Origin of the sequence: Auritidibacter sp. NML100628, from assembly GCF_003185985.1 — a bacterium.
GTDB lineage: Bacteria > Actinomycetota > Actinomycetes > Actinomycetales > Micrococcaceae > Auritidibacter > Auritidibacter ignavus.
Window position 1 is genome coordinate 1 of sequence record NZ_QHLP01000003.1, and the last position, 12472, is coordinate 12472.

Annotated in this window: 14 protein-coding genes; 10 read left to right on the forward strand and 4 right to left on the reverse strand. The window is 54.9% G+C overall.

The window, feature by feature from the left end; genetic code table 11:
* Positions 1–257: 257 nt before the first annotated feature.
* From DCC24_RS03395 to DCC24_RS03420, 6 genes are all read left to right on the forward strand, one after another.
* The gene (locus DCC24_RS03395; protein WP_146206268.1) at positions 258–632 is read left to right on the forward strand and encodes a hypothetical protein; all 375 of its coding nucleotides are present in this window, start codon (positions 258–260) and stop codon (positions 630–632) included.
* Between the two features lie 38 nt (positions 633–670).
* Positions 671–1147 (forward strand): hypothetical protein, encoded by a 477-nt coding sequence (locus DCC24_RS03400; RefSeq protein ID WP_158524584.1) that lies wholly within the window; start codon positions 671–673, stop codon positions 1145–1147.
* Positions 1148–1389: 242 nt separating this feature from the next.
* A complete protein-coding gene (locus tag DCC24_RS03405) occupies positions 1390–1776 on the forward strand; it encodes a hypothetical protein (RefSeq protein ID WP_110098526.1) in 387 nt (128 codons plus the stop codon).
* Between the two features lie 74 nt (positions 1777–1850).
* Complete coding sequence (locus DCC24_RS03410) at positions 1851–2903, forward strand: peptidoglycan-binding protein (protein WP_110098527.1); 1053 nt, start codon at positions 1851–1853, stop codon at positions 2901–2903.
* A complete protein-coding gene (locus DCC24_RS03415; RefSeq protein ID WP_110098528.1) occupies positions 2900–3556 on the forward strand; it encodes an ABC transporter ATP-binding protein in 657 nt (218 codons plus the stop codon). The genes DCC24_RS03410 and DCC24_RS03415 overlap by 4 nt, the downstream gene beginning before the upstream one ends.
* Before the next feature lie 3 nt (positions 3557–3559).
* Positions 3560–4696 (forward strand): ABC transporter permease, encoded by a 1137-nt coding sequence (locus DCC24_RS03420; RefSeq protein ID WP_110098529.1) that lies wholly within the window; start codon positions 3560–3562, stop codon positions 4694–4696.
* 49 nt (positions 4697–4745) lie between these two features.
* Here DCC24_RS03420 and DCC24_RS03425 read toward each other — a convergent pair whose 3' ends face one another.
* Positions 4746–5720, reverse strand: a complete 975-nt coding sequence (locus tag DCC24_RS03425) for an aldo/keto reductase (RefSeq protein WP_233491964.1) — start codon at positions 5718–5720, stop codon at positions 4746–4748.
* A 218-nt stretch (positions 5721–5938) separates the two neighbouring features.
* Here DCC24_RS03425 and DCC24_RS03430 point away from each other — a divergent pair, with 218 nt between their 5' ends.
* Entirely contained in the window at positions 5939–6538 is a 600-nt protein-coding gene (locus tag DCC24_RS03430) for an HhH-GPD-type base excision DNA repair protein (RefSeq protein ID WP_110098531.1), read from the forward strand.
* Here the strand turns inward: DCC24_RS03430 and DCC24_RS03435 are convergent.
* Positions 6535–6729, reverse strand: coding sequence for a hypothetical protein (locus tag DCC24_RS03435; RefSeq protein WP_146206269.1), 195 nt, complete (start codon positions 6727–6729; stop codon positions 6535–6537). The two genes, DCC24_RS03430 and DCC24_RS03435, sit on opposite strands and share 4 nt — an antisense overlap.
* Before the next feature lie 474 nt (positions 6730–7203).
* Between DCC24_RS03435 and DCC24_RS03440 the strand changes: the two genes are divergently transcribed.
* The gene (locus DCC24_RS03440) at positions 7204–8472 is read left to right on the forward strand and encodes a transposase family protein (protein ID WP_233491965.1); all 1269 of its coding nucleotides are present in this window, start codon (positions 7204–7206) and stop codon (positions 8470–8472) included.
* A 656-nt stretch (positions 8473–9128) separates the two neighbouring features.
* Here the strand turns inward: DCC24_RS03440 and DCC24_RS03445 are convergent.
* Entirely contained in the window at positions 9129–9893 is a 765-nt protein-coding gene (locus DCC24_RS03445) for an SDR family NAD(P)-dependent oxidoreductase (protein WP_110098534.1), read from the reverse strand.
* A gap of 243 nt (positions 9894–10136) precedes the next feature.
* Between DCC24_RS03445 and DCC24_RS03450 the strand changes: the two genes are divergently transcribed.
* Both DCC24_RS03450 and DCC24_RS03455 read left to right on the forward strand, forming a co-directional pair.
* A complete protein-coding gene (locus tag DCC24_RS03450; protein WP_110098535.1) occupies positions 10137–10931 on the forward strand; it encodes an alpha/beta fold hydrolase in 795 nt (264 codons plus the stop codon).
* A 63-nt stretch (positions 10932–10994) separates the two neighbouring features.
* Positions 10995–11531, forward strand: coding sequence for a PACE efflux transporter (locus tag DCC24_RS03455; RefSeq protein WP_233491966.1), 537 nt, complete (start codon positions 10995–10997; stop codon positions 11529–11531).
* Positions 11532–11547: 16 nt separating this feature from the next.
* Here DCC24_RS03455 and DCC24_RS03460 read toward each other — a convergent pair whose 3' ends face one another.
* The gene (locus DCC24_RS03460; protein WP_233491967.1) at positions 11548–12450 is read right to left on the reverse strand and encodes a patatin family protein; all 903 of its coding nucleotides are present in this window, start codon (positions 12448–12450) and stop codon (positions 11548–11550) included.
* Between the last annotated feature and the right edge of the window lie 22 nt (positions 12451–12472).

Genomic DNA, 12472 nt, shown 5'->3' on the forward strand with positions numbered 1-12472 from the left:
GACCCCGTGCGATAATCCCTACGTAATTGCTTGGTGACTTCAATCCGAGCACTCATCGAGACAATGTCCTTATCCATGCGTTCACACTATGGCTTCGCGCTCACGATACGTGAGGCACGACCTGAGCTACGCGCTCAATATGAATAAGGTACGTCGTGTGGTTGTCCATCCTGCTCGGGACAATTATCGTTCTAGCATTGCTGATCACTGTGTCCTTGCGAGATCTACCAGAGTTCACTGGGCGCACCGCCACGGTCGTGACAGGAACTCTTGGAGGATTATTTAATTCAACCTCAGGGGTCGCTGCCCCGGTCATGGTGATTTATGCTCGAATCTCACGTTGGGACCAGCGCTCATTTGCCGCCACCCTGCAACCGATCTTTATGACCATGGGAGCGCTGTCGGTGGTGATGAAACTGTGGACGGGGGCGGTGGAGGATTCCCCAGAGGCCGGAGTCTCGTTAGCCGTGTTAGTGGTCTTTCTTGTGGTGGCAATAGTGGGCGGGCTGGCGATCGCACTTTTATTGTCCCGCTATGTTTCCGCTCTCTTAGCACGACGAATGGCCATGACGCTGGCGGGACTCGGCGGGATCAGCGCGATCGTGCGCGGGGTGTTTCAGCTTTCGTTTTAGACTTGAGCCCCGACCTGCATGTCGAAAATAAACACAATATGCAGGAAAATGAAGACAAAAAATTCTCCTTGACCTTACAAGCTTCGTGTGTGATACTTTTCATGTCTCTTCGTCTGGGGAGACTTGGTGCAAAGGAGCGCGCAATGAGCGCAGTGAAAGTATCGCAGAAGAACTCGTCATACATCCCCTCTAAGCGACCTTTTGTCGTGGTGACGTTTACATTTTTAATGATCTTTGGATTGATGTTTTCTGGAATACATCCGGCTGAGGCAGCAAGCCGGAACCTTGGCGGAAAATCTTGTACAGGTGGCACGGCGGCGACCACGGCTACCGGTAACCGCACCATCGTTCACACGGCACTTCGTGGCGATGTGAGATACGAAAAATCCTTCAAAGGAGGGGCCAAGTATCGTAAGACGACTTTTTACACCAAACAAAAGATCATCACCTCTAGCAATGTCAGTAATGGTGCTGGAGGACGGTTTACAGCTGCCCGGATCTTTTGCGATCACTAAGACAGAGCTCTCATGAGATTGCAAAAAATAACGGATAGGTTATGATGTTCTGTCTATTTAATACTAGAAAAATATTGACTCGCTGTGTCCAAGGTACTGCTACTGTCCTGCTGGTTGCAGGATTGTCCGGCTGTGGGACTACTAACGAGGATGGCTCCGATGGGGCCGAAAAAAACCCTTCGCCTGATGCAAATCAAAATAACCATGCAGAGATCACGGACATTGAGCGAGTTGGGAACTGCATGAAGGACCGTGGATGGGATGTCACGGTTGACGTCCGCGACGGATCCATTGAGTTCCCGAATGGGTACCACGAGGACCAGGCAGAAGCAGTAGAGCGCGATCGTGAAGCCTGCTTTGACCAATTTGGTGACGATAATGTGCCTTTATCTGAAATGAGCGACGAGCAGTGGCGTGATGAATATGACACTGCAGTTGCAGTCTCAGAGTGCATGGTGGAACACGGTCACAACGTGGCTGAACCGCCGAGCTTCGAAGTCTTTAAAGAAGGCGTGCTCAGTGGTACCAGTGACTGGGACCCGCGTGCTGATCCCGATAATCCCGATATGTCGAGTGAAGAGCACTATTCTCGCTACGAGGACTGCCCGTTCTCGAAATTTGAAGGCTAAGTCACACGTGAGCAGGAGGGTTCTCTGACGTGGGATCCCATAATATTCAGTCCCTGACGTCCCGAAGGTCACCCATGACCTGGTTGAAGCTGGCGTTGGGCGCGGTGCTGGTGCTAGCCGTAGGTGTTGGCGTTGGATGGGGGCTGAAAACGGTTCTTCAACCCCCATCAGAAGTTCTTCAGGAACGCGCCTACACTCTGACGGAGACAAGCTCTGGTGAAGTTGGCGATGAGCTCAGGCTGAACACCGCCGCCGTATGGCGCGCTCAACCTGTAGCTCGTAATCAAGCCGTTGGCACGCTCACGAGTATTGATATCAGTCCGGATCAGAGTGCCGGCAACGGCGCTCGCGCCTACACGGTGGATGGGCGTGCGGTGAGCATTGCTCAAGGTGACGTGCCGATGTACCGGGAGATCAAAGAAAAAGACAAAGGTGAAGATGTTCGGCAACTCCAGGTGATGCTCGGAGCGTTGGGCTACTACCACGGCAGAGCAGATGGTGAAGTCGGTTCCGGAACAGTCGACGGGATTAAGGCGTGGCAGAAGGCCCTGGGAGTTGACGATAACGGAGTGGTTGGTCAAGGTGACATCGTCTTCGTCCCGACCTTGCCCGCCCGCATGAGCATCGCGGGTGATGGTCTCACCGTTGGTTCGTCTCTGAACGGTGGTGAAGAAATCATCAATGCGTTGCCGACTGCGCCTCGGTTTGCGTTACGCGTCACATCTGAACAGGCCGAGATGATCGCCACAGGAACTGCCGTGAAAATTAGTCACGAGGACCAGGTGTGGGAGGGAGTTGTCGGTCAGCGAAATGACCAAGCTGATGCTGAAACCATTGAATTAGCCGTTGTCGGAGCAGATGACAAACCGGTGTGCGGCGATCAATGTGCGACGCTGTCGACGCAGAGCGAAACGTTATTGGATACGGTCGTCGAACTCGTTGAACCAGTACAAGGTGTCACCGTTCCTGACGCTGCCATTTCAACAGATGCCTCTGGTGAGCAGTATGTGACGGACGAGAGTGGTGTCAAGCACTCTGTGACGGTCAAAGCCTCGGCGCGAGGCATGTCGGTCATCGACGGGGTTGACGAAGGGATCAGGGTGCGTTTGCCGGGTGAACAAGGATGACTGACGTTTGCCTGGCAACCGAATCACTGAGTTTTGGGTACAAAAATTTTGCGCTCTTATTTGAGGACTGGTCGTACGAGTTCGAACCCGCTGCTACCACCGCCATCACCGGTCCATCAGGTTGTGGAAAATCCACGCTCCTCTATTTATTAGGGCTGATGCTGACACCATCTGCTGGCAGCATTCAGTTAGCTCATCAACGGGTAGATAACCTCTCCGATGCGTCCCGGGCGAGACTTCGAGCGCACTGCTATGGCTTCGTGTTTCAGGATGCAGCGTTGGACCACTCGCGAACAATTATGGCCAATGTCACTGAGGCGGCGGTTTATCGCGGCCAACGGCCAAGTCGATATCGTGAAGCGGCAATGACATTACTAGATCGGTTTGGTGTTGAATTGCGTGCAGATCATAAGCCTGGGCAAGTTTCAGGTGGACAAGCTCAACGCATTGCCCTGTGCCGAGCCCTGCTGGGAGATCCCCAAATTGTTTTAGCTGATGAACCGACGGGAAATCTTGATCCCAGCTCTGCGGAGGTCGTGTTCTCGGCGTTGCAACAGCAGGCAGATTCGGGAGCGACCGTGGTGATAGTGACCCATGACCATGCGCTGGCAGCTGCGTGCAACCAACATCTCAGCTTCTCAGAAGGAGACTGACCGGTGACATCTTTCACAAGTAAGCGGACGGGTCCGGGCATCCTGACCCTCATCCGCGAAGCTGATGCGATGAACCGTAGCCAACCGGTGATCACCATCGTCACAATCTTGATGGTTTGTGGAATGATGATTGCGGTCCTGCTGACCACCGGCCGGACCGTCGGGGCAGAAAAGTCTGTGGTGTCTACCCTCGATGATGTCGGAACCAAATCTTTGACAATTTACGCAGAACCGGATGCGGGATTGACGACGAAGTCGTTGGAAAATATTCAACGCGTTGAAGGCGTTGAGTGGTTCGCAGCTTTCGGCCCGGTCCAAGACGGATATAGCACATTGTCACCGAGCGGGGGTCCTGTCGCGGTTCGACAGTTCTGGGGCATGAGCATCCCCGGCATTCCCGAATATCACCAACGCTCTGATGGCCAGCTCGAGGGCTATGCCGCCCGGGACGCGGTGCAACAAATGCGACTCGAGGCAGCCATCGGGGGAGCACAGTTGACCGATGGACGGGTTTATTCCCTCATGGGAAGTTTTATACCACCAGAGAACCTTGGCCACTTGGGTTCGAGCGTGCTCGTACCGGCACCGGCAGAGGACCACGAAGGCCGTCACCAAACCGTATCCATGATGACGGTCGTTGCTGAAGATCCGGGGTATATTGGGGCACTCAATGACGCTATCCCTGCGGTCTTGGAAGTAACCGACCCACAATTCATCAGGGTCGAAACCAGCCAGCAAATGGCACAACTTCGTTCTGCTGTGCAAGGACAATTGGGACAATTTGGACGATTCTTAGTTCTGGCCATTCTCGGATTAACCGGCTTATTGACGGCCGTAATTCTATCGGGGCTGATGATGTTGCGTCGCAAGGACTTCGGCCGTCGTCGCGCATTGGGAGCATCCCGGTGGATGATTCTGACTCTCGTCTTATGTCAATTCACCGAACTGTCGGTGATCGGTTCCTTGCTCGGCACGCTGATAGGCGGTGGAGCGCTATGGCTACTAGGCGATCCACTGCCGGACTGGAGCTTTTTCCTGGCCTTGAGCATCTTAGCGATCATCACATCCTTATTAGCTGCACTGATTCCTGCGATGATCGCCTCTCGGCGTGATCCGCTCCGAGAACTCAGAGTGCCCTAAGGGGCCACGGCCTGGTGACCATCAGTGGCTTCGTACGGCACAACGCTGATTAGGAGAAAATCTCGTTCAGTTGCTGGTAACGAGATGCATCGAGACGTTGTTTAGCCTCGAGTGCTTTCATGTTTTCCTGTACCTGCGCGACCGAACTGGCGCCGGTAATCACGGTGGAAACACGCGGGTTATGGAGGATCCATGCCAGCGATAGTTGCGCCGGGGTGACCTGGAGTTCCTCCGCAAGAGATCCCAATTGTGCCACTTTCTCTGCAACCTCTGGTGCTGTGGCGGTGGCAACCAAGTGGCTGTGTTCCGCACTGGATCCCCGGCTACCTGAAGGGGCACCATTGCGATATTTCCCGGTGAGTATTCCTCCAGCCAAGGGGCTCCACGTAGTAAGACCGAGAGCGAAGTCTTCGTAGAGCCGCGCGTACTCTGTTTCGACGCGCTCGCGGTTCAGCAGGTTGTACTGGGGCTGTTCCATATACGGCTTGTGCAGGTGGTGTCGCTCGGCGATCTCAAAGGCGCCACGAATCTCTTCGGCTGACCATTCAGATGTGCCCCAATAAAGAGCTTTGCCGGAAGACACCATGTCGCTCATGGCCCAGACCGTCTCTTCAAGCGTGGTAGCGGGATCCGGACGATGACAGAACACCAAGTCGACGAAGTCCAAACCCAAGCGTTCTAAGGAGCCCTCAATTGCGTGGAAGAGGTACTTGCGGTTCAGTGTGTTCCGCAAGTTGATGTTGTCCTCGATGCCCCAAAAAAGCTTGGTCGAAATGAGGTAATCGTGCCGAGCCCAGCCCAGTTCCGAGATGGCCTGGCCCATGATCGTTTCCGAGGCACCACCGGCGTACACCTCGGCGTTGTCAAAGAAATTGACCCCGGATTCGGCGGCGACCTGGAGGCATTCCTTCGCCAAGCCGGTATCCAGAGTGGAGCCGAAAGTCACCCAGGAACCGAAAGACAGCTCACTGACCTTAATACCGGCTCGTCCTAAACGGTTGTATGTCATTAACTGCTCACTCATGAGGACCTGCTTTCTCTGGGGTGGGTTAGGGGCTCGACAGCCCAAGAACAATCTCAATTGCTCACCATTCTGGTACGTCGATGTCCACGTTGGCTAGGTGTTTTGGACCAGCCTTGTCATTCCGGTGAACCTGTCGCGGTATCCTGAGCAGCGCCTTAGCTAACTCGCCACCACAGCAACCGATGAATTCAGTAGGGAGACCATGACAGAATGAGACTATGTCTGAGACCGTTGAACTGCACCTGAGCCAGAATGAATCCGCGGATCGTTTACTGAGTTCCAACCCACTCGCGCTGATGATTGGCATGTTGCTCGACCAGCAAGTATCCATGGAACTGGCTTTTGCTGGCCCAGAGAAAATTGCCGATCGAACAGGCGTCATGGAGGCCGAAGCCCTGGCTAGTTACGACCCGGACGAACTGGTGGAAGTCTTCCAACAGTCACCTGCGGTCCATCGTTTCCCTGGTTCCATGGCAACACGGGTGCAAAAGTTCTGTCGCGTGATCGCCGACGAATATGAAGGTGACGCCTCCGCCATCTGGACCCAAGGAGACCCCGACGGGGCAACGGTGCTCAAGCGGTTGAAGAAACTCCCTGGTTACGGCGACCAGAAAGCCAAAATATTCTTGGCACTCTTAGGCAAACAGTTGGGATTCTCTGGATCCGGATGGCGCGAAGCCTCCGGAGAATATGGCGACCCGGAGGCAATGCGCTCGGTGGCAGACATTTATGACGAACAATCTCTGGCTGCGGTCCGCGAAACCAAGAAAGCTATCAAAGCTACCGCCAAGAAAAAGAAGCAAGATACTCCAGACTAGGCGGCCAATGCCAGTCGCGATTGCAACGTGGCGATGTGTAGCGACGCCTCGGAGCTCTTCATATTACCGTCCAGCTCTCGCTGAGTGAGATCAAGGCAAGTAATTGCGTCCAGGCTCGTAACGGTGTGACCTTGCAGTTCTGTGGCCAAACTCAAGAGTTGATTTAACTGTGCGGTCGTTGCGTTCATCATAATCCTTTCAAAAGTTCAATAACGTTCAGTGGGTCGTAGCGTTTTGCGCGAGGCAAATTCGTCTCAAGGACGCCAACAGCAGGGGCTGGAATGTCGTTTCCACGCGTGTAGGTGAGATCCGTGCACGTTAGCGGGACGGATATCTGGTGGCACAGCCTAAGGAAGAAACCGGTAGGGAGTTTTGTCTAAAACCGGTGGGTGCCAGCTGTTGGGATATATCGAGCGCGAGAATGCTACATCGTCAGGTTCACGATGTCTGCGCGTCGCGTGCTGGAACATGATCTGGGTGCGATTTCCAGCGAGACGAGTGATTCATTAAAACAGCTTTTGCGCAGAATTGCAAGTTAACGACGAGACTCATAGAAAGTCCCCGCGTAGGCAGGGGCCGTGCCTCAGGTAGTTTTCCCCGCGAAATGTCTTTACCGGTGGGCTGGGGTGGGGCGACGATGGGGTATGACGCATAAGGATGTTTCGATGCAGACTCGGATTGAAGTCACCAAGCACTATGCGGCCAGGTATGCTGCGGCTTCCAAGAAGGTCAAGGGTCAGATTCTGGATACGGTGGTGGAGCTGACTGGCTGGCACCGGGATCATGCCCGTCAGCAGCTCAAGCGCCGATTAGCTCAGCCTAAGGGTCGGGCCACCGCGACGGTGGCGGTCATCGATCGGCGCAAGACCAAGGCCCGCAAATACTCCTATGACGCCGTGAAAGTCTTGCAGTCGGTGTGGTCGGTCTCGGGTGGGTTATCGGGCAGATATTTGGCTGCCTCGATGGCTGATTGGCTCGAAGGCCTGGAGGCCTACGGTGGGCTGGTGGCCGGTCACAACCGCTACAGCGCCACAGTACGAGCAGAGTTATTGGCGATGAGTGCTGCCACGATTGACCGGTATTTGCAACCGGTGCGGGCCAAGGATCCGATCCGAGGCAAAGCCGCTACCAAACCCGATAGCCTGTTGCGCAATTCGATCACGATTCGTAAAGCCGGTGACGAGCTCGACGACGAACCCGGAGTGTTTGAAGTCGACACGGTGGCCCACTGCGGGCCCACGCTCAAAGGCGAATTTGTGCGCAGTGTCAATTTCACCGATGTGCGCATCGGCTGGGTCTACACCACCGCGATCCGCAATAACGCTGCGAAACACGTTGTGGCCGCCTGCACCAACTTTGTAGACGCGATCCCGTACCTGGTCACCGCCATGGACTTCGACAACGGCAGTGAATTCATGAACTACGACCTGTTGGACTGGTCCGCCGACCACAAAGTGTTTTTCACCCGTGGCCGGCCCTATCAGAAAAACGACCAAGCCACCATCGAATCCAAGAACCATCACGCGGTGCGCAAATACGGGTTCTACTACCGCTACGACACCGCCGAGGAACTGGCGCTGTTACAGCGGTTATGGCCACTGGTCAATGATCGACTGAATTTCTTCACGCCAACCAAAAAACCCACCGGCTGGACCACCGACGCGGTGGGCCGCCGCCAACGAGTCTATGATCAGCCCACCTCGCCCTATCAGCGCCTTGTGGCGTCGGGGATCCTCAGCCCGGCACAACACCAACAACTTGCTGCTTACAAGGCCAGTCTGGACCCTGCGGCAATGGCCACCGAAATTGATGCCATCCAGCAGCAACTCATCCGCTTAGCTGCTGCTAAAACCCGCCAACTCCAACGCGAACTTGACGCCGCTGATCGGCCACCACACCCTGCTGGCATCAAGATCCACCGCCGCGCCAGCTAATCGAACATCCGGGGATTATTTGTCTGAGGCACGGCCTACCTTTCGCGGGGATCTTGACATGAGGCACCCCGGTTAATGAATGCGGCCATAGCTGGCCTCGTTTCTTGAGCGAGGCATAGTGCGGTGTGACCGCTGTTCCCGAATAGCGTGCCAGTGAACTGTTCGCTACAACAGGGAAACGAGATAGCGCTGACGGTGAGGGCGTCAGACTGTGCGGCGATGATTTGAGCAGTGCATCCAGTAATGGGTAGTTATCCTGTCACTCTTTCGGACGGTGTATGACATCGGGTGCCAGGGCACGTGATGGTTTTTCCGTCCTCGAAGGACGCCAACGCTACACTACTGAGACGGTGGGGCGGGAAAGTTTCGAAATGTCGTTGCGCTCGTGATGGAGATGTGCTGAATACTTCGAGACGACTGGCGCCTCATGGCCGACCGCAACACGGATACGGAATAAGGCACCACACATCTGGAGTCCTAGATGTCTATGGCTCCTGGATCTTTTAGGTCGTGTGACTGTACTGGCGCGCTGACTGGCATCAAGATGCCCTTGATATGGATAGGATTACGCCTGGTCTTGGCAAGCTCACGTTTAACACAAAAGGTTGGTGCCCACCGAGCCGGCGGGCACCAACCTTAGCTCAGGGGATGAACAATTACTGCGCCGTCTGGCCACCGTCTACTGGAAGAACTGTGCCAGTGACAAAGCTCGCTAGAGGCGATGCTAGATAGAGCGCTACTTGACCATTTTCTTCAGGTTCCGCGGCACGGCCGATGGGGGTATCTCCAATAACCTTGTCTCGGGTCTCCGGGTCGTCAAGCCACTCTTGAGTCATGGGAGTGGCAACAAGTCCGGGAGCTACCGCATTGACGCGAACGTTTTGATCGGCGAATTCGAGGGCCGTGGCCTTGGTGAGTCCAATGACACCGTGCTTACTGGCAACATAGGGAGACATGTTGTAATTTCCGATCAATCCGGCAATGGATGCGGTATTGACGATGGCTCCGCCACCGTTGTCTTTCATGTACCCGACCTCGTGCTTCAAAGCTAAGAAGACACCTTTGAGGTTGACCGCGCTCACCTTGTCAAAGGCTTCTTCATCCATGTCCGGGACGGAAGCGTCCGGAGCGGAAACACCAGCATTGTTGAAAGCTACGTCCAGTCCACCGTAGGTGTTGACCGCGGTTGCCACTGCGTTTTTCACCGAATCGGAATCTGTCACGTCGGTTTCGACAAATGTTGCGGTGCCACCATCTTGAACAATCAGGTCAACTGTTTCTTCGGCTTCGGAAGCTACATCGGCCACTACGACATTGGCACCCTGCTGGCCGAAAACTCGCGCAGTTGCACGACCGATCCCGGTTGCGCCACCTGTGATCAGGGCGGTCTTACCAGTGAAGTCGAGTAGGTTCTCTGCCATGGTTTATATCCCTTCAGTTGTTCTTGTGATCGCAAGGACACTTTTAAGGATATTCGTTTAATCACGTGACACCAGGTCTCATCCGCGATCTGGCGGACAGTTTTTCCGGTGGATAAAAATACGACGTAGTAGGTCACAACAGTTGTCGGACCAGCCGTTGACATGCACGGATGCCACGCTCGATTGCGACCTTGCGAGACGTTCGGTCGCTTCCATCTGCATCGAATCCGCTAGGTTGGAAATATGCACATTGCCACGCATCGAATCGAAGGCGGACCGCGTCGAATCGCCTTTATGCATGGACTGATGGGACGCGGTCGAAATTTCACCTCGCCGGCGAAAGCACTGGCCGATGATGCAACTAGCTTATTGATTGACCTGCCCAATCACGGGCGCAGTGATTGGACCCGCGACTTCGACTACGTAGAAATCGCTGACGAGGTCGCCGAGATGCTACGGGCGGATTTCGGTAGCGAGGAACCGATCGTGCTACTGGGTCACTCTCTGGGTGGCAAAGTGGCCATGACTCTTGCGCTCCGGCACCCTGATCTCCTCAAAGCACTGATTGTTGAAGATATATCTCCTACCGATACCGGCAACTACTCGACCTTTGATCATTTGTTAGGGTCCTTGCGATCGGTTGACTTGCAATCGGTGTCTGAGCGCTCCGAAATCGAAGAGCAACTAGCAGAGCCTATCCCGGAAGACTCGATTCGGCAATTTCTTATGCAAAACCTGCGACGTACCGATCGCGGATACCAATGGCAACCCAACTTGGAGATGCTGTATCAGAATCTGGACGCCATCGCAGGGTTCCCAGAGCTCACCGCGAGCTATGAAGGGCCGGTGCTGTGGATCAAAGGGGAGCAGTCGAACTACATCGACGACGACAGTGCGGTGGTGATGCGGGAGCTATTTCCCAAGGTGCGAAAGTCCACTGTCCGCGGCGCCAACCACTGGGTGCATTCCGAAAAACCGCAAGAATTCGTGGCCCTGCTTAAGTCCTTTCTCGATAGCTTGTACCCCACTGACGCCTAACAACGGCCCGAGGGCATACCGTGAAGAGACGACCGCCTACACTATTTGATAACCTCGCACATCGTGACCACACCAACCGATAGAAAAGATACGACCGCCTCGCAACGATCAGACATTCCACGGGTCCCCGTCGGCCCCGGAGGCAAACCGGCGTGGGTCAACCGGCGTGTCTTCGCCTCGCCGCTGTTGCGCCGAATCTGCTATGCGGTGGTTTTCGAGGGATTGGCCGTCGGATTCACGACCCTGATTTTGTTCTTGCTGGGTCACGCGTCCTCATCCAGTTTTCTGGTCGGGGTGGTGTCCTCTACGGTCGCGTTGACGTGGAACCTGGTGTTCAACTGGATCTTTGAAAACCTCGAGCGTCTCAGCGGAATCACGCATCGACCCTGGTGGGTCCGCGCGTTGCACACGGTCCTATTCGAGACAGGGTTGCTGAGTATCCTGATTCCCGCCGTTGCCGTGATCTTAAACGTCTCCATCTGGGAGGCCTTGGCTCTCGAAGCGGTGCTGTTGGTATTTTTCCTGATTTACAATCCGGTCTATGCCTACTTCTTTGACCGAGTCTTTGGACTTCCCGAACCAGCGGAAAATTACCGTTAGCCTGGGAACCAAGTCTCTAGCGTAGGTCGAGGAATTCCTGAATAGCGGGAAGCTCCCGCTGAGCCTGTCGGTAGCCACGCTCGTATGTTTCACGAAGTAGGCGCAAATCTCGGGTACCACTGCTAACCGGCATGACCTCGGGGATGAACAGATAGGCTTTGCCTTGATCCCGCAATTCGAAGAGCTTTTCTTTGGTTTCGTTATAGCGTTCGTGCCGGGTCAGCATGGCGTCAATGACAGCCGGATAACGTGGGAACCAAGATCGAATCACCGGCTCGAAGCGTTGCTTGTCTTTCCAGTAGCTTTCTTCCCGGGTCATAACCACGAGTAGCTTCTCATAGCCGTGCTCCAGTGCCGTCGACAGTGGCACCCCACCGTCAATCCCGAAAGCACCGTCGAGGAACAGCTCGCCATTGACGTTCACCTTCGGCATTAAGATCGGGATGGTCGAGGATGCTCTCACCCGTCGCATGAGCGCAGCCTCCGTGCTGGTGGCTTCTTTGTCCCACCATACGGTTTCGCCGGTAGCCATTTTGAAACCACCCAGCTGAATTTGAGCGGGGTTGTCCCGGTAGACCTGAAAATCAAAGGGTAGAACGCCTTCAGAACGGCAGGAATCTTCGTAGATGTATTTGGAATTCAGCACACCGTGGCCCTGCAACCAGGTCCACCAGCTACCCAACCGAGGATCACCTGCGAATTCCACAAAGTTCCGACGGGTCCGCAAGGGGTCCTGTGCGACGTAGTTGACGGCCAGGGTGGAGCCCGCCGAAATGCCAGCAACAAAGTCGAAAAGAATGTTCTGCTCCAACAGGCTGACCACCAGCCCAGCGGTATAGGAGGCACGCATTCCTCCGCCTTCGAGAACTAGAGCAGTGTCGGTGATATTGCTGTGTTGGGCAGTGCTAGCTAGTTCCACGCTTCAGACCATATGCTAATTG

Excerpts from the sequence above, each read along its gene's own strand:
- DCC24_RS03400 (WP_158524584.1), top strand. The coding sequence starts at position 671 with ATGCAGGAAAATGAAGACAAAAAATTCTCCTTGACCTTACAAGCTTCG.
- DCC24_RS03405 (WP_110098526.1), top strand. The coding sequence starts at position 1,390 with ATGAAGGACCGTGGATGGGATGTCACGGTTGACGTCCGCGACGGATCC.
- DCC24_RS03410 (WP_110098527.1), top strand. The coding sequence starts at position 1,851 with ATGACCTGGTTGAAGCTGGCGTTGGGCGCGGTGCTGGTGCTAGCCGTA.
- DCC24_RS03415 (WP_110098528.1), top strand. The coding sequence starts at position 2,900 with ATGACTGACGTTTGCCTGGCAACCGAATCACTGAGTTTTGGGTACAAA.
- DCC24_RS03425 (WP_233491964.1), bottom strand. The coding sequence starts at position 5,720 with ATGAGTGAGCAGTTAATGACATACAACCGTTTAGGACGAGCCGGTATT.
- DCC24_RS03430 (WP_110098531.1), top strand. The coding sequence starts at position 5,939 with ATGTCTGAGACCGTTGAACTGCACCTGAGCCAGAATGAATCCGCGGAT.
- DCC24_RS03435 (WP_146206269.1), bottom strand. The coding sequence starts at position 6,729 with ATGATGAACGCAACGACCGCACAGTTAAATCAACTCTTGAGTTTGGCC.
- DCC24_RS03440 (WP_233491965.1), top strand. The coding sequence starts at position 7,204 with ATGCAGACTCGGATTGAAGTCACCAAGCACTATGCGGCCAGGTATGCT.
- DCC24_RS03445 (WP_110098534.1), bottom strand. The coding sequence starts at position 9,893 with ATGGCAGAGAACCTACTCGACTTCACTGGTAAGACCGCCCTGATCACA.
- DCC24_RS03450 (WP_110098535.1), top strand. The coding sequence starts at position 10,137 with ATGCACATTGCCACGCATCGAATCGAAGGCGGACCGCGTCGAATCGCC.